Origin of the sequence: Nocardioides marmoribigeumensis (genome assembly GCF_031458325.1) — a bacterium.
Taxonomy (GTDB): Bacteria; Actinomycetota; Actinomycetes; order Propionibacteriales; family Nocardioidaceae; genus Marmoricola_A; species Marmoricola_A marmoribigeumensis.
In genome coordinates, this window is record NZ_JAVDYG010000001.1 from 112,384 (window position 1) to 133,816 (window position 21,433).

The window sequence follows — 21,433 nt, forward strand, 5'->3', positions numbered from 1 at the left end:
CATGAGCAGTCTCGCCGACCGGCTCGCCGCGGCCTCACGCGACCGGGCCTCCAACGCGCCCAAGAAGAACGACGCGCTCCCTGAAGGCGGAAGCCGGGCAGGCCGTGCCAAGCGGGAGGACACCGACGCCTTCCGCGAGCTGAAGCACACCGTGCACAACCGGCTGCTCACCCAGCTCGGGCCCAAGCTCTACGACGCCGACCTCACCCAGGGTGAGCTCGAGCGCATGGTCCGCGGGGCGCTGCAGGAGGCCATGCAGGACGAGGACATCATCCTCACCCCGGCCGACCGCACCCGCATCGCCCAGGAGATCGCCGACGACATCCTCGGCTACGGCCCGATCGAGCCGTTCCTCCGCGATCCAGACCTGACCGAGGTCATGGTCAACGGCTGCGACGACATCTGGATCGAGCGCGGCGGCCGCCTCCAGCGCGTCGAAGGGCGCTTCAGCGACGAGCAGCACCTGCGCCGCACGATCGACAAGATCGTCTCGCGCATCGGCCGACGCGTCGACGAGTCCAGCCCGATGGTCGACGCTCGCCTCCCCGACGGCTCGCGGGTCAACGCCGTCATCCCTCCGCTGGCGATCGACGGCTCGCTGCTCACCATCCGGAAGTTCTCGGCAGACCCCTACCAGTCCGACGACCTGGTGGCGTTCGGCACCTACACCCAGCGCACGGCCGAGTTCCTGTCGGCCTGCGTCCGCGGCAAGCTCAACATCATCGTGTCGGGCAGCACGGGTGCGGGGAAGACCACGACGCTCAACGTGCTCTCGTCGTTCATCCCCAGCGACGAGCGCATCATCACCATCGAGGACGCCGCCGAGCTCCAGCTGCACCAGGACCACGTCCTCCGGCTCGAGTCGCGCCCGGCCAACATCGAAGGCCGCGGTGCGGTGGACATCCGCGACCTGGTGAAGAACTCACTGCGCATGAGGCCCGACCGGATCGTCGTCGGTGAGGTCCGCGACGCCTCCGCGCTCGACATGCTCCAGGCGATGAACACGGGTCACGACGGCTCGATCTGCACGGTCCACTCCAACGGGCCGCGCGACACGCTCGCACGCGTCGAGACCATGGTGCTGATGGCGGGCATGGACCTGCCGATCAAGGCGATCCGCGAGCAGACCGCTTCCGCGGTCGACCTCATCGTCCACCAAGCGCGACTTCGTGACGGCTCGCGTCGCATCACCCACGTGACCGAGGTGGAGCGGATGGAAGGCGACATCATCACGCTCCAGGACATCTTCCTCTTCGACCACTCGATGGGCCACGACGAGAACGGCCGGAGTCGCGGCTCGCTCAAGGCGACCGGCCTCCGACCCAAGTTCCTCGAGAAGCTGTCCCACCACAACGTGCACGTCGACCCGATGATCTTCGCCCGGGACGGTGGCTGATGTCGCGGAGAGCCACGAGGACCGCGCTCCGATCGGTCCTCGCGGCCGGCGCCGCAGGCGCCCTCCTGCTGCTGGCCGGAGCCCCTGCTCTGGCGGCGACGAGCAGCATCGACTACATCGAGCCGAAGGATGGCGGCCTGCGGGTCGTGGTGTCGCTCGACGACGTGCCGGCGGGGACGACCCCGGACCTCGCCACGGTGACAGCCACTCTCGACGGCGACCCGGTCACGGCGTCGGCCGAGTCGCTCTCCAAAGCGGCCGACAAGGTCGAGCGGACCACGGTGCTCGCCCTCGACGTCAGCGACAGCATGGCCCGGGGCGGACGCTTCGACCAGGCCAAGGCCGCGGCCAAAGCGTTCCTGGCGAACGTCCCCGACGACGTCAATGTCGGGCTCGTGACCTTTGCCGACACTGTGAAGGTCGTCGCCGAGCCCACCACTGACACCGCCACCCTCGACGACGCCATCGACGGCCTGACCCTCTCCCGCGGCACCAGCCTCTATGACGGGGTGATCCAAGCGGTGAAAACCGCCGGATCGAAGGGTTCGCGCAGCGTCCTGCTTCTCTCCGACGGCAACAACACCAACAAGACTCCTCTTGGCGCCGCCACCGCCGCCGCCAAGAAGTCGAAGGTCGTCGTGGACGTCGTCGCGCTGGCACAAGGAGCCGGCACGCCGTTCCTCGAGGAGATCGCGTCCGCTGGTGGCGGTCGCCAGATCGCAGCTGACGACCCCGCAGCCCTGCAGGGGCTCTTCGAGGACCAGGCCAACGCTCTTGCGAGCCAGGTCCTCGTGACGATCAAGGGCGACAAGGCGCTGGCTGGCAAGGAAGGCACCCTCGCAGTCACCCTGCAGGTGGACGGTTCTCCCGTCACGGACGATGCGTTCGTCAGCTTCCCGAAGCCCGAGGTCAAGCCTGGCGGGGGGGAGGCAGCCAGCAAGATCGTGCCGGCCGACACTGGTTTTCTCATCCCCGCCGAAGCCATGTATGCCGGCCTTGCGGCTGCGGCAGTTGCCTTTGCGTTCATCGTCCTCCTCGCCTCCGGAGCGGTCGGTGCCAACAAGCAGCAGGACGCTGTCGACCGGAGCATCGAGGCCTACACGCGCAAGGGCGCGAAGAAGCTCGCCGCCGCCGCCAAGGAGCCTGAGAACCAGTCGGTGACCCAGCAGGCCGTCGCCGGCGTCGAGAAGGCGCTGGAGGGTCAGAAGGGCCTCGAGTCCGCACTCGGCGACCGCCTCGAGGCCGCGGGGATGAGCCTCAAGCCGGCCGAGTGGCTGCTCATGCACATGGGGGTCGCCGTGCTGCTCGCCCTGATCGGGCTCCTGATGACAGGGGGCAACGCGATCTTCATGCTGCTCGGCCTGTTCTTCGGCATCGCAGGCCCATGGTTCTATCTCTCGTTCGCCCGACGTCGCCGGCTCAAGAAGTTCAAGAGCCAGCTGGCCGACACCCTGCAGCTCATGTCAGGTGCACTGTCAGCGGGACTGTCGCTCGCCCAAGGGGTCGACACCGTGGTCCGCGAGGGCAGCGACCCGGTCGCAGGCGAGTTCCGGCGCGCCCTCATGGAGACCCGGCTCGGCGTGGAGATAGAGGACGCCCTCATGGGTGTCGCCGATCGCATGCAGAGCGTCGACTTCGAGTGGGTCGTCATGGCGATCCGGATCCAGCGCGAGGTCGGCGGCAACTTGGCCGAGCTGCTCAACAAGGTGGCTGAGACCATCCGCGAGCGGGAGTACCTCGAGCGACAGGTCCTCACCCTCTCGGCTGAGGGCAGGCTGTCGGTCTGGATCCTGGGTGGCCTCCCCCCTGGCTTCATGGCCTATCTCGCCCTCGCCAACCCGCGGTATCTCAAGCCGATGTACACCAACCCCCTCGGCTGGGCCATGCTCGTCGTGATGAGCGTCCTGCTCACGGCCGGGATCTTCTGGATGCGCAAGCTCGTCAAGGTGGAGGTCTGACGTGGCAACGATTCTCATGATCGCCGGGCTCGTCGCCATCTTCGTCGCCATCTTCCTGAGCCTGACCGCGATCGGCGTGTTCACCAACGAAGCACGAGGCGTGAGCAAGTCGCTCACCGTGATCGAGGCGTTCTCCGCTGCACCGCAGGAGATGCAACGGCAGTTCGAGCCCTCCTTCCAGGACCGTGTCATGGGACCGCTGGTGGACAGGGCCCTGGGCATCGGCAAGAAGCTCACCCCGTCCGACCACAACGACCGCATCCGCCAGAAGCTCGAGATCGCCGGCAACCCGCCGGGGTGGACCGTCGACCGGGTCACCTCGCTGAAATTCATCGGCTTTGTCGCCATGCTGGTGCTGAGCCTGATCATCTCGCTGCTCTTCGGCTTCGGACTGGGCCTCATGCTCGTGTTCTGCATCGGCTTCGCGGTCATCGGCTACATGGGACCGAACATGTACCTCTACCAGAAGGGGTACGACCGGACGAACGCGATGCAACGCGCCATCCCTGACGCCATCGACCTGCTCACCATCTCGGTCGAGTCTGGTCTCGGCTTCGACGCAGCGCTGTCGCAGGTCGCTCGCAACACCGACGGCCCCTTGGCTCAGGAGTTCGCCCGCGTGCTGCAGGAGATGCAGATCGGCATGGGGCGAGGTGCCGCTCTTCGCGCCCTCGGGGAACGAACCAACGTGGAAGAGATCAAGGGGTTCGTCTCGTCGATGGTCCAGGCTGATGCTCTCGGCATCCCGATCGCACAGGTCCTTCGGGTCCAGTCCCGCGAGATCCGGACCAAGCGTCGGCAACGAGCGGAGGAGAAGGCGCAGAAGGTAGCGGTGAAGATCCTGGTCCCCCTGATCTTCTGCATCCTTCCCTGTCTCTTCATCGCGGTCCTCGGACCGGCTGGCATCTCCATGGTCGAGGCGTTCTCGGGTCGCGTCGGGTGACCTCTCTGGGTCGCCTTGGGTTGACCTCGAGGGTCTTCTGCCTCGCCACGATCCTCGGCCTCACCCTGGCGTTTGGCGAGGGTCAGGCCATCCAGGGGACTCTGCTCCTTGCCGTCGTCGGCGGCGCGGCCATCGGCTGTACGCGCTTCACCTGGCTGAGCCCCACCTGGTTGTGCACCTTCGAGTCGACTCTTGCAGGGATTGTCATCGGGCTGACGTTGCCAAATGGGGCCCTTCTCCTGCCTTACATGGCCATCCCGTCGCTCCTCGTCGGCGTGTACGCAGAACGGCGCGCCGTTGTCGTGACCTCCGGCATGGCCACGGCGGGGATGCTGATCACGCTCGTGCTCGGCGACGCAGCGACAACGACCCGGCAAGGGATCGAGGTATCCGCCCCCTGGGTGCTCGCCAGTCTCGGCGTCGGACTTCTGGCCAACTGGATCTACCGTCTTCGTGGAGAATCCACGGCCGACGAGGAGTCCTACGCCTCTGCGCGCCGCCTGCTGAGCCAGCTGCGGACTGTGACACGACGCCTCTCGTCCGGACTCGACCCCGTCTCCATCAGTCAGCAGATGTTGGATGGGTTCGAAGAAGAGCTCGGAGCGGCTCGGTCTGCTGTCTTCATCCTGACCGAAGGTGGCGTGATGTCTCCCCTCGCCTATCGCGGGCACGGAGCGAAGGACGCTATCCGGTCAGACAGCCCCTTGGTTGAGCAAGCCGCCAGGACGCGTCGCCCGGCCGCCGGCGCGCAGGAGTCAGGCATGGCCACTTGCCGGCACCGGTCGGCGCTACCCCTGAGGCTGGGTGATCGCCTGGTCGGGGTAGCCGTAGCGGATGCGTCCGAGGCTCCTACCGAAGACCTCACTGCCCGGCTCATGGCGAGCTTCGACGAGCTGGCTCTCCGACTCGACACTGCACTCGTGTGGGACGAGCTGCGGTCGTTGGCGACGCAGGAGGAGCGTCAGAGACTGGCGCGCGAGATCCATGACGGCGTCGCGCAGGAATTGGCTTCTCTGGGTTACGTGGTCGATGATCTCGCGGCCACAGCGACCAACGACGGTCAGCGAACCCGCCTGCACGGTCTGCGGTCGGAGATCACACGTGTGGTGAACGAGCTTCGGCTGTCGATCTTCGACCTGAGGAGCGAGATCAGCACCTCTGGGGGCCTTGGATCGACGCTCTCGGACTACGTCCGCGCCGTCGGGGCAAGATCCGGCATGACCGTCCACCTGACCCTCGACGAAGGTCCCACCCGCCTTCGCGGAGATGTTGAGGCCGAGCTGCTGCGCATCGCGCAGGAGGCCATCACCAACGCCCGCAAGCACAGCCGGGGCGGCAACCTGTGGGTGGACTGCAGGATCCATCCACCGACGGCCCGCATCACCGTGCAGGACGACGGCGGCGGCCTCGGAGCCGCTCGCCCCGACTCCTACGGCTTGATGATCATGCGGGAGCGGGCCGAGCGAGTCGGGGCTCGGCTCGACATCGGCGAGGAAGTCGCAGAGACGGGCGACAAGGGCACTAGAGTCTCAGTGACGATCGACTGACCCGCTCGGAGGGGGATGACATGACCGAGGACCGTCTCACGGTGCTGCTCGTGGACGACCACGAGCTGATCCGGCAGGGGCTGGCCCGGGCCTTTGAAAGGTCCCCGGACTTCTCCGTCGCCGGCGAAGCAGGCAACGTGGCCGAGGGTCTACGGCTCGCGCGCACCCTTAACCCGAGCGTGATCGTGACTGACGTGCGCATGCCGGACGGCACCGGCCTCGACCTGACCAAGGCGATCCGCGCGGACAATCAGGAGGTCGGCATCGTCGTCCTCACTATGTATGCCGGCGACGAGCAGTTGTTCGGTGCGCTCGAGGCCGGGGCCTCGGCCTTCGTCTCCAAGGACAGTCCGTCCGACGACGTGATCGCGGCAGCTCGCCACGCGAGTGTCTCGCCCCGCAGCTTTGCGGCGGCCGACCTCGCCAGCGCCATGCAGCGCCGGCTTGCGCCCAGCGGTCCTCAGCTCTCTCAGCGCGAGTCCGAGGTCTTGACACTCTTGGCCGAGGGGCTCGGTGTGTCGGGGATCGCCCGCAAGCTCTTCGTGTCGGAGTCGACGGCCAAGACCCACATCTCGAAGATCTACGAGAAGCTCGGGGCCGCCAACCGCGCCCAGGCGATCATGATCGCGGTGCGATCGGGATTGTTGTCCGACCAGATGGGCGATTAGACCCGATCTGCCCGTGCCTCCGAAGGGACCTTGGGTCGTAGCCCGAACGGACTAGGGGCCCACTGGTGGTTCGTCCATTTAGGTAGGGCACTCCACACATTCCGCCGATGCTCTGCTCCCCAGCATGCTGCAATCTAGACCTACCCGTCACCGGGCACGTCACAACTCACACTGGGAGATCCACCATGCTGCAGCACCTCCAGCGCCTCGTGAACCGCAAGGACGAGCAGGGCGCCTCCGCCGTCGAGTACGGCCTCCTCGTCGCCGCCATCGCGGCCCTCATCGTCCTCATCGTGTTCGCCCTCGGCGGGGTGGTGAAGGAAGTCTTCACCAACACGTGCACCTCCATCCAGGCGAGCGCCAACACGACCGCTGCATGCAGCTGAGCCAACTAACGTCACAGCGTCGGTGAGACCACTCATGATCAGTCGCGCTCGTCGACGGCTCGTCGGCCTTGAGCGCGACGAGGCCGGTGCCAGTGCAGTCGAGTACGGGTTGCTCGCAGTCGCTATCGCCGCGCTGATCGTGATCATCGTCTTCGCTCTCGGAGGAGTGGTGCAGGACCTGTTCGACAAGACCTGCAACAGCATCCAGGGAAGCGCGCAGACCGACGCTACGTGCTGAAGCTGAGCCCAAGGAGAACTGATGGGGACGCCCCGAGGGCGTCCCCATCAGCGCTTTTGCGAACATCTTGCTTCGTGAGTTCCACCGCTCATCGAGCCACCTAGCGCCAGGCCCATCGCCGCCGCCTCGGCGTAGACGATGCCGAAGGCCTCGACCTCCAGCCCCCACCAGCGCGCCCTCGACGGCGAGGCGAACACGTCCGCCGCCGCGAGATAGGGCACGACGTCCGGCACCTCTCCGAGCAGATGGACCGAGACACCGAGGACGCGTCGGCGCACCATCCGCTCCAACTTGGCTCGGTCTGGCCCCTCCCCCACGATCACCAGGTGCGAGCCCGGATAGCGTCTCAGGACCTCCGGCCACACGCGCACGAGGTCGACCTGCCCCTTGCGTCGGACCAGCCTGCCCACGCTGGCCACGACGAGAGCGTCCGCCGGAATGCCGAGGACACGACGCACCTCGGAGCCGTCCTGGCCAGGGTGGAACCGCGAGCGGTCCACCTCGGGAGACAGCCGGATGAACTTCTCTCGTGTTGACGCCGGCAGCGCGGGCGCGATCCGACCACGCGTGTACTCGCTGACGTGCGTGAGCACGTCCACGTCGGCCGCGATCCGGCGCAAGGCTGCGCGGGTTCCGGGCAGGGCGGCCCACCACACCTCGTGACCGTGCGTGATTGCGACCTGACGGTGCGCGCCGGCCGAACGCAGGGTGCGAGCCATGAGGCCAAGCGGAGCCGCGGCCCCGTAGACGACCTGGGAGCAACCGTGCTCGCGCAGCGTCGCCACGACCCGTCGGGTCGCGGCCGGTGTCGGCAGCAGCATCGAGCTCGGGTCTCGCACGATGGCGAAGGACTGCTCGGCGTCGTACGCCGACGCGTCCGGGTGCGCGGAGGCATGCACCACCACGCGGTCGGGGGGCAGCTCCCCCACCAGCTGCCGCACGAACGTCTGGATGCCACCCACCCGCGGCGGGAAGTCGTTGGTGACGACCAGGACCTTCCCCTCAGGGTGCAGGAGGTCCGTGAAGGCAGTCACTCGCCGGCTCGCGCGAGGGACGCCGGCAGGCCGAGCCGCTGGAGCACGGTCGGGTGTGTCCCCCACCAGAGCTGCGCCGGCTCCCACGGCGTCGGGTCCGCCACCGAACGCAGAGCCAGTCGCTTCTGCAACGCCTCGAACGCAGGCGCGTCGTGGGTCGCGGCCAGTGACTCGCGGTCGGCGCGCGCCTCGACGGCGCGGCTGGCAGCGTTCTGGAGCGGGCTGGCCACGAACGTCCCCCAGGCCAGCGCTGCGACGAGGGCGAACGCCGCCGACGCGTCGCCGAGGTCGGTCGCGCCTCGTCGGCGCCGGGTGTCCCACACGAGCGCCAGTGCGGCCACCGCCGCCATGGCCCCCACGGCCCCGAGACCTGTCCCCACGAGGACGTCGTGGTTCTTGGCATGGCCGATCTCGTGGGCGACCACAGCCTCCACCTCGTCGGCCGGGGCAGCCTTCAACAGGTTGTCGTAGACGACGAGGCGCTTGCTGCTGCCGATGCCGCTGACGTAGGCGTTGAGCGTCGTCGTACGACGGGACGCGTCCGCGACCAGGACGTCGCCCACCGCAACCCCTTCCCTGCGCGCCAGGTCGAGCAGCGCGGTCCTCTCGGGCCCGGCCGGCATCGGGGTGAAGTGGTTGAACAGCGGCTCCACCACCAGCGGCGTGACGAACGACCCCAGGACGACCAGGGCCGCCGCTCCCAGTCCGGCCGGGACGAACCACCGCCGTGGCCACCTCCGTGCGCACCCGATCAGGAGGAGCACGACGATGGTCAGCCCCACCCACGACACCGCGGTCGAGGTCAGGCGGTCAGCCCACCAGCCCCCGGCCGACTGGGTCGTCAGGCCGTCGGCGAGGGCGCGCCCGCGCAGCTGCCAGGCGATCGGGGTGGTCAGGGCGGTCCGGAGCACCGTGTAGGTCAGCGTCGCGGCGGCGACCCCGAGGACCCACCGCCGTCGCGGCCAGCGATCCCGCAGGCGACGCCCGACCGGTCCGGCCGCGAGCGCGAGCGCCAGCGCCAGGGACAGCCCGGTCGCCAGCAGCGACCGCGGCAGGACGTAGTCGGCGCGGGCCTGGGCTCGTGCCACCTGGGCGCGGGTGAACGCCTCCGACTCCTTCACCGGGCGCAGCGTCCCGTGAGGCACCCAGTGCCACGGCACGAGCACGACCAGGCCGATCACGAGCAGGGCGACAGCTCCCCCGAGCACGAGCCACGCGGCACGACGGTCGAGACGGGTCATGCCAGGGACACCAGGTAGGAGCGCCAGTCCCGGACGAAGGCGCCCTCGCTGGTCCCGAGCACCTGGGAGAAGGCACGGTCGGCGCTGCCGGCGCGCTCGGTGGCGCGGTAGAACCGCAGCAGGTCCTCGGCACCGTAGGTGTCGGCCAGTCGCTTGACGGCGAGCCAGGCGGCTTCGTACCACGCGCCGATCCGCTTGTCCGAGCCGTCGAAGGCGGACGGACCCGGCAGCGTGCGCGGGCCGCCGTTCTCCCTGACCCAGCCGAGGACCTGGCTGGCCAGCCGATCCATCGGGACCGTCGAGCGGCGCAGGGCGATCCAGTCGGCTGTCCCCTCCGAGAGCCACAGCGGCATCTGCGAGGTCGCGGCGCCGAGCGCGACGTGGGCCGACTCGTGACTGATCACGATCTGGCGCCCGTCGTCGGCCAACGGGTCGTAGAGCCGCGGGTTGACGTAGACCTGACCACGCGCGTCGGGGTCACCCGAGCCGTCCGGGGTCGTGGTGACCGCGGCGACCGCACGCGCCTGCTCCGCGGGCAGGCCGGCCGCGAGCTGGAAGACCCGCTGGCTGGGCGCCTCCTGCACCAGCAGCCTGCTGCGCCACTGGGGCAGCGTCTGGCGGACGGTGGTGACAGCCTGCTCGGCGAGGGCCGACAGCCGGCGTGCCGCCGCCTGGGTGGGGGCGGCCACCACCGTGCGCTCCCGGCGTACGACGGCCAGCCGGGTCAGCAGCCACAGCGGCACGTGCTCGGAGCCCACGGTGGTGAACGAGGCGAACTCCTGGTCCTCGCCCTCCCCGGTGAGCACCATCGGGACGGTGAGGAGCGCGTCGCGGCGGTCGACCCCTGGCTGCCGCCAGGACACCTGGACGTCGGCGAGCCACGCGGCCGCGCCGAAGCGGGCCTCCTCGGGCCCTGAGATCGTCGTGCTCGAGGGGGCGAGGTAGCGGAGCCCGACGTCGCGGAGGCCCAGGGCACGCACGTTGGCCGCGGCGGCGACCAGCTCGGCGCGTGCGCTGCCACTGGCACTCGCCACCCGATCGACGGCGGCGGGACGGCTCATCGCCTGCTCGAGGTCGGCGACCAGGTCAGCTGCGCCGTCGTCCCGCAGGTCCTCGGGAGCGACGGACGCGGGCGGCTTGCCCAGGTCGGCCTGGTGCTCAGGTGTGCACCCGACCGTGAGCGGTGCGGTCACGGCAACCAGGACGACGACGGCGCGAGTGCGTCGCGACCGGGGGTGAGGTGGCACGGTTCCCATTGTCGTGGGCACGAGCAAGCCCCCGGCGCGGACGACGCGCCGGGGGCTCGATCTCGTGCTGGAAGGTCTCAGCCGGGGCGGACCGCACCCGCGATCGGCATGGAGCTCACCGAGGTGACCTGCACGCCGGTGCTGGGGTTGGCGGCGTGCACGAGCTGGCCGTTGCCGATGTACATGCCGACGTGGCTGACCGGGCTGTAGTAGAACACCAGGTCACCGGGCTGGAGGGCCTCGATCGACACCGGGGTGCCCGAGCCCATCTGCGCGCTCGACGAGTGCGGCAGCGCCACGCCCGCCTGCGCCCACGCAGCCATCGTCAGGCCGCTGCAGTCGAACGCGTCCGGACCGGCGGCGCCGTACACGTAGGCGTCGCCGACCTGGGCCATCGCGTAGGCGACGGCAGCGGCGGCGCCGCTCGACGCAGCGGGGGCGGCCGGAGCCTGTGCCTCGGCCTCGGCCTCGGCCGCGGCGGCCTCGTCCTTGGCGTCCTTCAGAGCGGCGTACGCGCGGGACAGCGAGGCCTTGACGTCGGCCAGGTGGCGGTTGGTCCGCTGGACCCGCGTGGTGAGGACCCGGACGCGGGTCTCCTGCCTGGTCGAGGCGGCACGCAGCTCCACGAGACGGTCCTGGAGGGAGTCCTCGGTCTCGGGCGCCTCGGCGTCCTCGGTCATCTCGGCCTGCACGTCGTCCAGGGCCTCGGCCGGGTCCGGCGCCGTGGTGACCTCGGAGGCGGCGCTCAGGGCGCGCCCGATCGACGAGCCCTCCTCGTCCTGCATCGCCTGGACGCGGTCCTGCACCTCGACCAGAGCCATGCGGTAGGAGCGGAGCTCCGCGCGGGTGACGGACAGGCTCAAGCGAGCCTTGTACAGAGCCCTGTGGTTCTGCTGGGCGGTCCGTGCCACGGCCTTGCGGTCGTGGCTGATGTGCTCGACCTTGGCTTGCGCCTGGTCGACGTCGTCGGCGAGAGCGGGGGCTGCGGTGAGAATGGTGGCGCCCGTCGCGCCGAGGCAGATCGCCGTCAGGGCGCGGGCAGCGTGATTTCTGCTGGCGTGAGCCACGTCAGCTGTCTCCTTTGTCTGACGCCTACCGGGTTAGCTGACGGGTTCGGGCGGCAAAGAAACCCTACGGAGCAAGCTCCGATTCACCCCAAGGACGTGGGTCCCCGGCTCCGCTCGCACGCTGCCGGGATGGGCGGCGCGCTGCGCGGACTAAGCGCGGCTCCCGCGCCGACGGGTCGTCGACTGGGACAGAAGCCGACAAGCAACATAGGTAAGTCACGTGACCGAGTCCAATCGGCCACGTCACACGTGTCGTGTGTTCCTGCTCACCGTGTGTCATGAACAATGCACTCAGGAGACACCCGTCGGACCAGTCCATGACTCCCGACCGACCCCTTGGACACCCGTGACCCTCACTGACACGGAGGTGGAGAGCCCGCCTTCACCCGATCCTGAGCCGCGCCCGACGCGTCGTTGGATCCTCCAGATCGTGGCCGCGGTCTCGTTCGCAGCTGTCTGGACCATGGCGTGCAACGTCCTGCTGAACTACTGGCGGACCGACGCCTCCTTCCAGCAGCTCGTGGAACGACACGACGTCCAGCGCGTCTTCCTGCTGTCCTCGGTCGTGCTGGGGGCGCTCCTCGCGGTGCTGACCGCGCTGACCAACCGCTTGCTCGCCAGCTGCGGCGTGCTGCTGGCGCTCTGCCTGATCGTCGCCGCGGCCGACCACGCCAAGCTCGAGCTCCGGCGCGAGCCGGTCTACCCCTCCGACGTGGCGTTCCTGCGCGAGCCCGGCTTCCTCACCGAGATGGTGAGTCCCCAGTACGTCGCCGTGGGCCTGCTGGGGGCCGCCGGCGTCGTCGTGGGGGCCGCCCTGCTCGGGCGACTCCTCCGGCGATGGTTCCCCCACCCCGACCGGACCCAGCGGCGCCTGTGGCTCGGCTGGCACGCCTCACGCGTCGTGGTCGGTGCCGTCGCCCTCTCGTTCCTCGTCTCCCTGCACGGCTTCAACCACGCGGGCAGCTTCGCCCGTGGCGCCTACGAGAAGGCGGGCGTCCACTGGAAGCCGTGGGCCCAGAGCGCCAACTACAAGCAGAACGGCTTCGTGGCCGGCTTCCTCTACAACATGCCGGTGCCGGCGATGAGGGAGCCGAAGGGATACTCCGCGGCCACGATGCGCGAGATCGCCGCCCGCTACGCGGCGCCGACAGCGTCGGAGTCGGCGGGCGGGTCGACGGTCACCCCCAACGTGGTCGTCGTGCTGAGCGAGGCCTTCTCCGACCCCACCCGGCTCCATCGCGTCCATCTCGAGCGCGATCCCATCCCCTACACGAGGGCCCTGATGGGCCGCACGACCTCCGGCAACATGCTCGCGCAGCTCCTGGGCGGCGGCACGGCCAACATGGAGTTCGAGACGCTGACGGGTCAGTCGCTCTCGCAGTTCCTGCCCCAGATGAACACGCCCTACCAGATGCTCGTGGACAAGATGAAGTCCTACCCGTCGGCGGTGGGCTACGCCAAGCAGCAGGGCCACCCCACGGTCGGCGTGCACCCCTTCATCCCGACGATGTACCGGCGCGACGCGGTCTATCCCGTCCTCGGCTTCGATCGGTTCGTGTCCAAGGACAAGATGGTCCACCGCCGGAGGATCGAGCCGACCAGTCGCTTCATCTCCGACGGAGCGGCGTTCGACGAGGTGCTGGACCAGCTGCGGGACGCCGACGGCCCGGCGTTGGTCAACCTCGTGACGATGCAGAACCACTACCCGATGAAGGGGCAGTATCCCGACCCGATGCCGGTCACCGGCATCACCGGCACGCGCAAGGACCAGCTCGCCAACTACGCCCGCGGGCTGGAGTACTCCGACCGCGCGATGAAGAACTTCCTGGCATCGCTGCGCCAGCTCGACGAGCCGACGACCGTGGTGTTCTTCGGCGACCACCTGCCGTCGTTCTGGGCCGGCTCCAAGGCGATGGCCGAGGAGGGGCTGACCCTTCGGCAGACGCCGTACTTCCTGTGGTCCAACGGCAAGCGGCTGCCGGCTCGCCACGAGGACCTGACCAGCCCGATCTACTTCCTCCCGCTCCTGTGGCAGGAGCTGGGACTCCCGCTGCCGCCGTACTACCGCCTCTTGCTCGAGCTGCACGAGCAGATCCCGGCCATGGAGCAGGGTGAGTACTACCTGCCTGACGGACGGCGCGTCACCGAGAGCGGTCTCCCGCCGGAGGCCAAGCGGCTCCTTCGGGACTACCGCCTGGTGCAGTACGACTTCTCGATCGGGCACCGCTACGCCGTCGACCAGATGTTCCCGCAGACGCACTGAGCGAAGGTCTCACCCGCACGCGGTCTCAGGGCCGGAGGTGGGCGTGACCATTCGCAGACGCGGGACCAGGCCGGACTCAGCGAGGACCGCCAGCGCTCGGCTCTCGTCGTCGTCGAACCCTGCCTCGGGCGGGGGGCCCAGCAAGGCCGTCACCACGCAGTCGTGGCATGCGAGACCGCGCACCACGCACCGGTCACAGTCGATGTGCACCGCCATGTCGGGCTCCTTTCGTCGAGCGAGCACGACGATGACGGGACCCACCGACAAAACGTGGAGAGCGGTGGTCAGGACTCCTGACGCGCGGCCGTGGTCGCCTCGGCTCGGGACACCAGCTCGACCGCGTCGTCCCGACCACACCAGCGGCAGGTGACGCTCTCCACGACCTCGGTGTTGACCTCGGTGTCCTCGATGGCGTGGTCACCGGAGAGGTCGAAGTGCCAGAACTCCGTCGTACGCCGGCTGCGCACGACGTCGAACCGGGTCAGGTTGCCGCACCCGCCACAGCGCCAGCGGCTGGTCGAGTCGGGAAGCATCGGAGGCATCGAGTCTCACTCTTCACGTCGGGGGCGAGGCCGCGCGCCAGCCTACGCGTCGTCGGGTTCGCGATGATCACCCGCGTGGTGGAACGGTTTTGTCGGCCGTCCGACCTACCTTCACAGCCATGACCACGACAGCGGAGCCGACGCCTCAGGGCAGTCGAGGGTGGGAGCGGCAGCTCTCCTTCGACGAGCTAGGCCGGCCGCTGCGCGACGTGACGTTCTGCGTGGTCGACCTCGAGACCACCGGCGCGTCGGTCAAGGCCGGTTGCCGCATCACCGAGATCGGTGCCGTCAAGGTGCGCGGCGGAGAGGTCCTGGGCGAGTTCCAGACCCTGGTCAACCCGGCCGAACCGATCCCGGCGTTCATCTCGGTGCTGACCGGCATCACCGACTCGATGGTGGCCACCAGCCCGCGCATCGAGCAGGTCCTCCCCCAGTTCCTCGAGTTCGCTGCCGGCTGCGTGATGGTCGCCCACAACGCGCCGTTCGACATGGGGTTCCTCCAGCACGCCTGCGCTGAGCAGCAGCGCCCGTGGCCCAAGTTCGAGGTGGTCGACACCGCCGTGCTGGCGCGCCGGATCGTCCGGCGCGACGAGGCACCCAACTGCAAGCTCTCCTCGCTGGCCGTCGTCTTCGGAGCCACGACGACGCCCAACCACCGCGCCCTCTCGGATGCTCGCGCCACGGTCGACGTCCTCCACGGACTGATCGGGCGACTGGGCAACCTCGGGGTCCACACCGTCGAGGAGCTGCGCACCTACACCTCCCGGGTGACCACTGCCCAGCGCCGCAAGCGTCACCTCGCCGAGCACCTCCAGGACGGCCCCGGCGTCTACCTCTTCCGGGACGCGCGCGACCGGGTCCTCTACGTCGGCACCTCCAAGCACGTCCGCACCCGCGTTCGCGGCTACTTCACCGCCTCGGAGACCCGCTCGCGCATGGGCCAGATGGTCAACCTCGCCGAGCGCGTCGAGGGCATCCCCTGCGCCACCCCGCTCGAGGCCCACGTGCGCGAGATCCGCCTCATCGGGCTGCACAAGCCGTCGTTCAACCGCCGCTCACGGCACCCTGAGCGCGTCACCTGGCTCAAGCTCACCAACGAGCCGTGGCCGCGGCTCTCGCTGGTCAAGCGCGTGCTCGACGACGACGCCGACTACCTCGGGCCCTTCCGCTCGCGTCGAGCCGCCGAGGAGGCACTCGACGCGCTCCACGAGGCGTTCCCGCTCCGCCAGTGCACGGGTCGGATGGCGAAGAGGCCCAGCCTTTCCCCTTGTGTGCTGGCCGAGATGGGCAAGTGTCTGTCCCCCTGCGACCGGAGCGTGGACGAGGCGACCTATGCCGAGACCGTCGAAGCGGTTCGCGACACCCTGCGTGCGTGCCCGTCTGCTGTCATCGAGCCGCTGGACGAACGGATGCGGCTGCTGTCGGCCCAGGAGCGGTTCGAGGAGGCCTCCCGCTTCCGCGACCGTCTGACCGCGTTCCTGCGGGGCGCCACTCGATCGCAACGCCTGCACGCCCTGACGCGCTGTCCCGAGATCGTCGCCGCTCGGAGGGAGGACGGCGAGTGGCGGGTGCACGTCATCCGGCACGGTCGACTGGCTGCCGCCGGAGTGATCCCGCGCGGCGCAGATGCCTCCCTCTGGGTCACCCAGCTGTCCGCCTCGGCCGAGACCGTGCTGCCCGGTTTCGGGCCCCTGCCGGCCGCCTCGGCGGAGGAGGCGGAGACGCTCCTGCGGTGGCTGGAGTCCGACGGCGTCCGACTCGTGCACGTCGACGGCGACTGGTCATGCCCCGTGCGTGGCGCCGAGCGCCACACCGCCTCCTACTCCCCCGCGGCTGTGGACCTCGACCCGTTCGGCTGAGTGGTGCCCCGCCCGCGCCGTCATCGCCTACGGTGGCCCTGTGATCACCGCGATCGTCTTCGTCAACGCCGAGGTCAACCGGATCCCCGAGGTGGCCGCCGAGCTGGCCGCTCTCGAGGGCGTGAGTGAGGTCTACTCCGTCACCGGGCAGATCGACCTCATCGTCATGGTGCGCGTCCGCAACCACGAGGACATCGCCAACGTGGTGGCCGACCAGGTCAACAAGGTGCCTGGCGTCACGGCCACCGAGACGCACATCGCCTTCCGGACCTACTCCAGCCACGACCTCGAAGCGGCTTTCTCCCTCGGTCTCGACTGACCCTCCACACGGCTCATTTTCGGCGGACCAACGTCCCTTTTTCCGCCTGATTGTCCGTAAGTTCACTTATCGTGGGTGCGACTCTCACCCCTGTCCTGTCGGGGTGCTTTCTTTGGGGGGCTCGTGAAGCTTCGTGTGACTTCTGCTCTTGCTGCTGGCGTCGTAGCAAGTCTCGCCCTCACCGGGCTGAGCACCGTGAGCGCAGCTGCAGCAACGCCGGGATCTCCCACGGGCTTGAAGCCTTCCGCAGGGGCCAAAGTGGGAGGCTCGCCGACGCTGTCGTGGACTCGCGTGTCTGGCGCCAAAACCTATGAGGTGAAGGTCGCAACCAATGAGTCCTTCACCAGCTCCAGCGTCAAGTACTCCACCACGACGGTGAACCGTCAAGTCGTGCCAAATGTGGCCCTGCCCGTGGGCACGATCTTCTGGGAGGTGCGAGCCAGGAACAGCGACGGCACAAGTGAGTGGAGCACCAATTACTTCGACCACAGCCGCTCAAGTGGTCCAACTCTGATCTCTCCGGCTGATGGCGCCGTTTTGGATCAGCCGGACGACCCGGTGGTCCTCAGCTGGACACCGACCCCTGGCGCTACGAGGTACAGCGTCGAGATCTCGACCGACGAGGCCTTCAGCACCATCCTGAAGACATATACCCCCACGACCTCGTCTGTGCTAGCGGATGCACCAGGTCTCCAGAACACGTATTACTGGCGTGTTCGGGCGGATCTCGGCTCGGGCATCTACACGGAGTTCTCGCCCTATCGTCGTTACGGCACCACCGGCATGGATGCGCCCGAGCTGGTCTCCCCCGGGGCGAGCGGGCTCGAGACCGTGCAGGACGTCGTCCTGGACTGGAAGCCCGTCAAGGGTGCGAAGTCGTACAACCTGCAGGTGAGCACCGACCAGAACTTCAACACGTTCGACCTCCAGGTCCCCAACATCGTCGGTACCAAGTACTCGCCCCCGACAACGCTGGACAACGACCAGTACTACTGGCGGGTGCAACCGGTCAACGCCGCCAACCAGACTCTCGACTGGTCTTCTGTGCCAACGGGCACCTTCCGGCGCAACTGGCCCGACCAGCCGACGTTGGAGTACCCCGGTAGGAGCTTCCAAGCCGGCACCCCGCCGGTGGTCAGGGACCCGATCTACTTCCAGTGGACACCGATGGCTCACGCAAGTCGATACCGGCTCGAGATCGACACCGACACGGACTTCCAGAATCTCTTCGACTCGTGCATCACGCAGACCACGACCTTCGTTCCCAGCGAGCTCAACGACTGTTTCCCTGCGGCAGCAGGGACCTACTACTGGCGCGTGGTCGGCCTCGACGACCCGCGCACCCCCAGCGTCCAGTCGGAGGCGATCTTCTCGCCGATCTGGACGTTCTCCTACGACCCGGACCGTGTCGACATGAGCACGGTCATCCCGCGCGGCGGTGAGTCCGTCACCTTTCCTACGCTGAAGTGGGATCCCGTGAGAGGAGCAGCTTCTTATCGGGTCTACGTGTACAGGACCTCGGACAACGTGGCTGTGGTGAATGGCGCCACGACCTACGCCACGTCCTACACTCCGCGGAAGGCCCTTGAGGCTGGAAAGACCTACCGGTGGTACGCGAAGCCAGTGTCCGTCTCGGGTCGTGTCGGTGCAGGCCTTCTCCCCGCGGCGATGGCCACCTTCAACCTCGTCGACCCAGATGCAGCAACGGCTACGACACCCGAGCCGACGGGACCTGTCGACGGCACCGAGTTCAAGCGATTCCCGACCCTGTCATGGACCCCCGTCGCGGGGGCCGCCACCTACCGGATCGGCGTCCGACTGGCCAATGGAATCTCGGGATTCGCTGATCTCGGCGAGACCTTCGCCTACCCCGAGGGGCAAGACGACTCGACCACCTATCTGCCTTCTGCGACCTACCAGTGGTCCGTGACGGCGTACGACATCGACAACAACGAGTTGACGAGCACGCTGAACCCGCGCACCTTCAAGATCGTCGAGTTCCCCGCGACGCAGGACCAACGCGTGGCGATGAGTGGCCTGGCATCCAACGACAATGCCACGTCCTGTACTGCGGTGCTGGACCAACGGTGCGAGAACACCCGTCAGACGCCGGTGCTGCGCTGGTCTCCGGTCACTGACGCGGGCTTCTACCGAGTGCAGCTCTGGCACGACCGGAACCGAACAAACGCGGTCGCGAACTCAGTTCTGGTCGACCAGCCGATGTACATGCGACCCGCGGAGCTTCCGGACTCACAGGCATCGGATGCCTACTACTGGACAGTCGAGGCCTGCCGCGGTTCGAAGTCCTTCCCCGTCTGTCGGTCCACCGTGCAGTCGCCTGCCCGCTGGGCCTTCAACAAGCTGAGCAATCCGGTCGAAGGCCTGGCTCCGGGTGTGCCAGTCAACGCGACGGGGACACCTGTTGATGCGACCGCGACGGTGCCGACGATCCCTGACGAGATCAACTTCTCCTGGAAGGACTACAAGGCCACGAACTGGGACGACCCTTCCGCATCCGAGATGGACAGCGTCGACGAGAAGGGCCGTCTTGAGGCGAGGACCTATCGAGTCGAGGTGTCGACGACACCGAACTTCTCGACAGTGGTTGAGACTCGTGACGTCGACCAGACCACCTTCACAGCGTTCGCCAGGGCCTACCCCGACGGAGTGCTCTACTGGCGAGTGCGCGCGGTCGACGCTGCCGGCAACCTATTGGCCCCGAGCCCTACCTACAAGGTGATCAAGAAATCGCCAGCACCGATGCTGACCGTCATGCCGAACGGGCGGGCAGTGTCCGGTTCGGAGCCGTTCCGATGGCAGCCGCTCGACTACGCAGCGGGTTACGACATCGAGATCTACAAGAACGACGACACGCTGGGCCAGCCGGCGAACCGCGTCGTCTCGGTGTCGAGCTCGCAGGCCGCACTGGTGCTCAGCACCAACCCCCTGCCAGTGAGCACCTCGCCCTACCGCTGGCGAGTCCGGAAGTACGACGCGAGCGGCAACCGCGCTGCTTGGTCCTCGCTGTCAACATCCGCTGCCCAGTTCACCATCGTCGGCGCCAAGCCGACTCTCCTGAGCCCGTCTGCCAGCGCCTATGTGGCTCCGACGAACAGCTACTTCACCTGGGGAGCCGTGGCTCGGGCGACGAAGTACCGGTTCGAGCGCAGGGCACCCGGTGCCAGCAGCAACGCCGAGAGTGTCACTACTCCTGCCCTCGCCTGGGCTCCCAGTCAGGCGCTCGCTCAGGGAAGTTGGCAGTGGCGAGTTGTCGCCTTGGACGCATCCGGGGCCCAGCTCGGAGCCTCCAGCTGGAGATCCTTCTCGGTCGACACCGTCAGACCGACGGTGACGAGCAAGACGCCGACCGGGAACGTGGCGGTCACGACGAACTTCACGGCGAGGTTCAGCGAGAAGGTCACCAAGGTGTCGACCTCGACCTTCCGGCTCTACCGCAGCGGCACTCCCGACCCGCTGCCGGCGGTCGTGACCCTCAACAGCACGGGCACATCCGCCGTACTGAACCCGTCGGCCAACCTCCGGAAGGGCAAGACCTACTACGTCCGTCTTACTACGGGCATCAAGGACCCCGCTGGCAACAGCCTGGTCGCGACGTCCTGGAAGGTCCTCGGCAAGTAGCCACGACATCACGGGCGGCACACCCACGGGGTGTCCCGCCCGTGCTCGTGCGTCCCCAGCAATACCGTGAGCCAAGACGCGAGACAGCGGCTCGATCACAAGTGGGAGGCGGACACATGTACCGCGACATGCGGGTAGCGGTCGTCGTACCGGCGCACAACGAAGAGCGCCTGATCGGCAAGGTCATCACGACGATGCCGAGCATCGTCGACCACATCGTCATCATCGACGACGCCAGCCCCGACGGAACCTCCGACGCGGTGCGGGCCGTGCACGACCCTCGGGTCGAGCTGATCACCTTGAGGGAGAACCAGGGTGTCGGCGGCGCCATCCTCACCGGCCACACGCGTGCCCTCGACCTGGGAGCGGACGTCGTGGCGATCATGGCCGGCGATGCACAGATGGACCCCGACTTCCTGCCTGCCCTGCTCGACCCCATCGCTGACGGCGAGGCCCAGTTCACCAAAGCCAACCGGTTCTACGGGCCCGGCTCGTTCAAGGGCATGCCGCGCCACCGGATCTTCGGCAACGTGGTGCTGTCGTTCCTGACCAAGGCGGCTTCGGGCTACTGGAACCTGTTCGATCCACAGAACGGCTACACAGCGATCCACCGCAGAGCGCTGGAACGGCTTCCGTTCGAGCGCATCGCGCGGCGCTACGAGTTTGAGAACGACATCTTGATCCAGCTCAACATCCTGAGAGTGCCGGCCCGTGACGTGCCGATCCCCGCGATCTATGGGGAGGAGGTCTCAGGCATGAAGCTCAGCAAGGTGGCGCCCCGGATCCTCCGCCAGCTCTGGCGAGGGTTCTGGCACCGCATGTGGTGGAAGTACGTCCTGCAGTCCTTCTCACCCGTCGCGCTGATGTTCTTCTCCGGGCTCGCGGCCATACTCTTCGGGCTCGCCGTCGGCGTCTTCGTGGTGGTGAACACCCTTGGCCCTCCGGTGGCGAGCCCCGGCACCGTAGTCCTGAGCGTGGTGCCGTTCTTCACCGGCGTCCACCTGCTCATCATGTCCCTCTATCTCGACATCCAGGAGGGCAGCCGGTGAGACCACCCCCGGCAGGAGTCCTGCATCTCAGCCGTCG

Annotated in this window: 17 protein-coding genes and 1 riboswitch; of the genes, 12 read left to right on the top strand and 5 right to left on the bottom strand. The window is 68.0% G+C overall.

Translation table 11 applies throughout. The annotated features are described in order from the left end of the window. The first annotated feature begins 1 nt into the window (after window position 1). From J2S63_RS00495 to J2S63_RS00525, 7 genes are all read left to right on the top strand, one after another. Window positions 2-1,396: a TadA family conjugal transfer-associated ATPase gene (locus J2S63_RS00495; protein WP_310297166.1), complete on the top strand. Its 1,395-nt coding sequence runs from the start codon at window positions 2-4 to the stop codon at window positions 1,394-1,396. After that, entirely contained in the window at window positions 1,396-3,354 is a 1,959-nt protein-coding gene (locus tag J2S63_RS00500) for a type II secretion system F family protein (protein ID WP_310297169.1), read from the top strand. Before J2S63_RS00495 ends, J2S63_RS00500 begins: the two co-directional genes overlap by 1 nt. A gap of 16 nt (window positions 3,355-3,370) precedes the next feature. Continuing rightward, a complete protein-coding gene (locus tag J2S63_RS00505; protein WP_310297171.1) occupies window positions 3,371-4,297 on the top strand; it encodes a type II secretion system F family protein in 927 nt (308 codons plus the stop codon). Next, a complete protein-coding gene (locus tag J2S63_RS00510; protein ID WP_310297175.1) occupies window positions 4,294-5,844 on the top strand; it encodes a sensor histidine kinase in 1,551 nt (516 codons plus the stop codon). Before J2S63_RS00505 ends, J2S63_RS00510 begins: the two co-directional genes overlap by 4 nt. Window positions 5,845-5,864: 20 nt before the next feature. Further along, entirely contained in the window at window positions 5,865-6,512 is a 648-nt protein-coding gene (locus J2S63_RS00515) for a response regulator (RefSeq protein ID WP_310297178.1), read from the top strand. 185 nt (window positions 6,513-6,697) lie between these two features. Next, on the top strand, window positions 6,698-6,898 hold the full coding sequence (locus J2S63_RS00520; RefSeq protein ID WP_310297182.1) for a Flp family type IVb pilin: 201 nt from the start codon (window positions 6,698-6,700) through the stop codon (window positions 6,896-6,898). 34 nt (window positions 6,899-6,932) lie between these two features. Further along, window positions 6,933-7,136: a Flp family type IVb pilin gene (locus J2S63_RS00525; RefSeq protein WP_310297185.1), complete on the top strand. Its 204-nt coding sequence runs from the start codon at window positions 6,933-6,935 to the stop codon at window positions 7,134-7,136. A gap of 47 nt (window positions 7,137-7,183) precedes the next feature. On the opposite strand, the gene J2S63_RS00530 is transcribed toward J2S63_RS00525, so the two are convergent. The 4 genes from J2S63_RS00530 to J2S63_RS00545 all read right to left on the bottom strand — a co-directional run bounded on the left by J2S63_RS00530 (window position 7,184) and on the right by J2S63_RS00545 (window position 11,725). Continuing rightward, window positions 7,184-8,170, bottom strand: coding sequence for a glycosyltransferase family 4 protein (locus J2S63_RS00530; protein WP_310297188.1), 987 nt, complete (start codon window positions 8,168-8,170; stop codon window positions 7,184-7,186). Further along, window positions 8,167-9,411, bottom strand: a complete 1,245-nt coding sequence (locus J2S63_RS00535; protein ID WP_310297191.1) for a M48 family metalloprotease — start codon at window positions 9,409-9,411, stop codon at window positions 8,167-8,169. Before J2S63_RS00535 ends, J2S63_RS00530 begins: the two co-directional genes overlap by 4 nt. Continuing rightward, entirely contained in the window at window positions 9,408-10,604 is a 1,197-nt protein-coding gene (locus J2S63_RS00540; RefSeq protein WP_310297193.1) for a gluzincin family metallopeptidase, read from the bottom strand. The genes J2S63_RS00535 and J2S63_RS00540 overlap by 4 nt, the downstream gene beginning before the upstream one ends. A 131-nt stretch (window positions 10,605-10,735) precedes the next feature. Continuing rightward, window positions 10,736-11,725 carry a C40 family peptidase gene (locus J2S63_RS00545; RefSeq protein ID WP_310297196.1) on the bottom strand — a complete coding sequence of 330 codons (990 nt, stop codon included), beginning with the start codon at window positions 11,723-11,725 and terminating at the stop codon, window positions 10,736-10,738. A 7-nt stretch (window positions 11,726-11,732) separates the two neighbouring features. Then, window positions 11,733-11,871, bottom strand: a riboswitch (cyclic di-AMP (ydaO/yuaA leader). Between the two features lie 284 nt (window positions 11,872-12,155). Between J2S63_RS00545 and J2S63_RS00550 the strand changes: the two genes are divergently transcribed. Beyond that, window positions 12,156-13,988 carry an LTA synthase family protein gene (locus J2S63_RS00550; RefSeq protein ID WP_310297198.1) on the top strand — a complete coding sequence of 611 codons (1,833 nt, stop codon included), beginning with the start codon at window positions 12,156-12,158 and terminating at the stop codon, window positions 13,986-13,988. A gap of 284 nt (window positions 13,989-14,272) precedes the next feature. Here J2S63_RS00550 and J2S63_RS00555 read toward each other — a convergent pair whose 3' ends face one another. Further along, entirely contained in the window at window positions 14,273-14,521 is a 249-nt protein-coding gene (locus J2S63_RS00555; RefSeq protein WP_310297201.1) for a hypothetical protein, read from the bottom strand. A gap of 128 nt (window positions 14,522-14,649) precedes the next feature. Between J2S63_RS00555 and J2S63_RS00560 the strand changes: the two genes are divergently transcribed. The 4 genes from J2S63_RS00560 (at window position 14,650) to J2S63_RS00575 (ending at window position 21,396) form a co-directional block, all read left to right on the top strand. Beyond that, a complete protein-coding gene (locus tag J2S63_RS00560; protein WP_310297204.1) occupies window positions 14,650-16,389 on the top strand; it encodes a DEDD exonuclease domain-containing protein in 1,740 nt (579 codons plus the stop codon). Between the two features lie 40 nt (window positions 16,390-16,429). Then, window positions 16,430-16,708 (top strand): Lrp/AsnC family transcriptional regulator, encoded by a 279-nt coding sequence (locus J2S63_RS00565; protein WP_310297207.1) that lies wholly within the window; start codon window positions 16,430-16,432, stop codon window positions 16,706-16,708. A gap of 291 nt (window positions 16,709-16,999) precedes the next feature. Further along, window positions 17,000-20,347 (top strand): Ig-like domain-containing protein, encoded by a 3,348-nt coding sequence (locus tag J2S63_RS00570; protein WP_310297210.1) that lies wholly within the window; start codon window positions 17,000-17,002, stop codon window positions 20,345-20,347. Window positions 20,348-20,463: 116 nt separating this feature from the next. Continuing rightward, window positions 20,464-21,396, top strand: a complete 933-nt coding sequence (locus J2S63_RS00575; protein ID WP_310297214.1) for a glycosyltransferase family 2 protein — start codon at window positions 20,464-20,466, stop codon at window positions 21,394-21,396. Window positions 21,397-21,433: the final 37 nt, after the last annotated feature.

Bases quoted from the DNA above. Each gene is read 5' to 3' on its own strand.
- J2S63_RS00495 (WP_310297166.1), top strand. From the start codon at position 2: ATGAGCAGTCTCGCCGACCGGCTCGCCGCGGCCTCACGCGACCGGGCC.
- J2S63_RS00500 (WP_310297169.1), top strand. From the start codon at position 1,396: ATGTCGCGGAGAGCCACGAGGACCGCGCTCCGATCGGTCCTCGCGGCC.
- J2S63_RS00505 (WP_310297171.1), top strand. From the start codon at position 3,371: ATGATCGCCGGGCTCGTCGCCATCTTCGTCGCCATCTTCCTGAGCCTG.
- J2S63_RS00515 (WP_310297178.1), top strand. From the start codon at position 5,865: ATGACCGAGGACCGTCTCACGGTGCTGCTCGTGGACGACCACGAGCTG.
- J2S63_RS00520 (WP_310297182.1), top strand. From the start codon at position 6,698: ATGCTGCAGCACCTCCAGCGCCTCGTGAACCGCAAGGACGAGCAGGGC.
- J2S63_RS00525 (WP_310297185.1), top strand. From the start codon at position 6,933: ATGATCAGTCGCGCTCGTCGACGGCTCGTCGGCCTTGAGCGCGACGAG.
- J2S63_RS00535 (WP_310297191.1), bottom strand. From the start codon at position 9,411: ATGACCCGTCTCGACCGTCGTGCCGCGTGGCTCGTGCTCGGGGGAGCT.
- J2S63_RS00555 (WP_310297201.1), bottom strand. From the start codon at position 14,521: ATGCTTCCCGACTCGACCAGCCGCTGGCGCTGTGGCGGGTGCGGCAAC.
- J2S63_RS00560 (WP_310297204.1), top strand. From the start codon at position 14,650: ATGACCACGACAGCGGAGCCGACGCCTCAGGGCAGTCGAGGGTGGGAG.
- J2S63_RS00575 (WP_310297214.1), top strand. From the start codon at position 20,464: ATGTACCGCGACATGCGGGTAGCGGTCGTCGTACCGGCGCACAACGAA.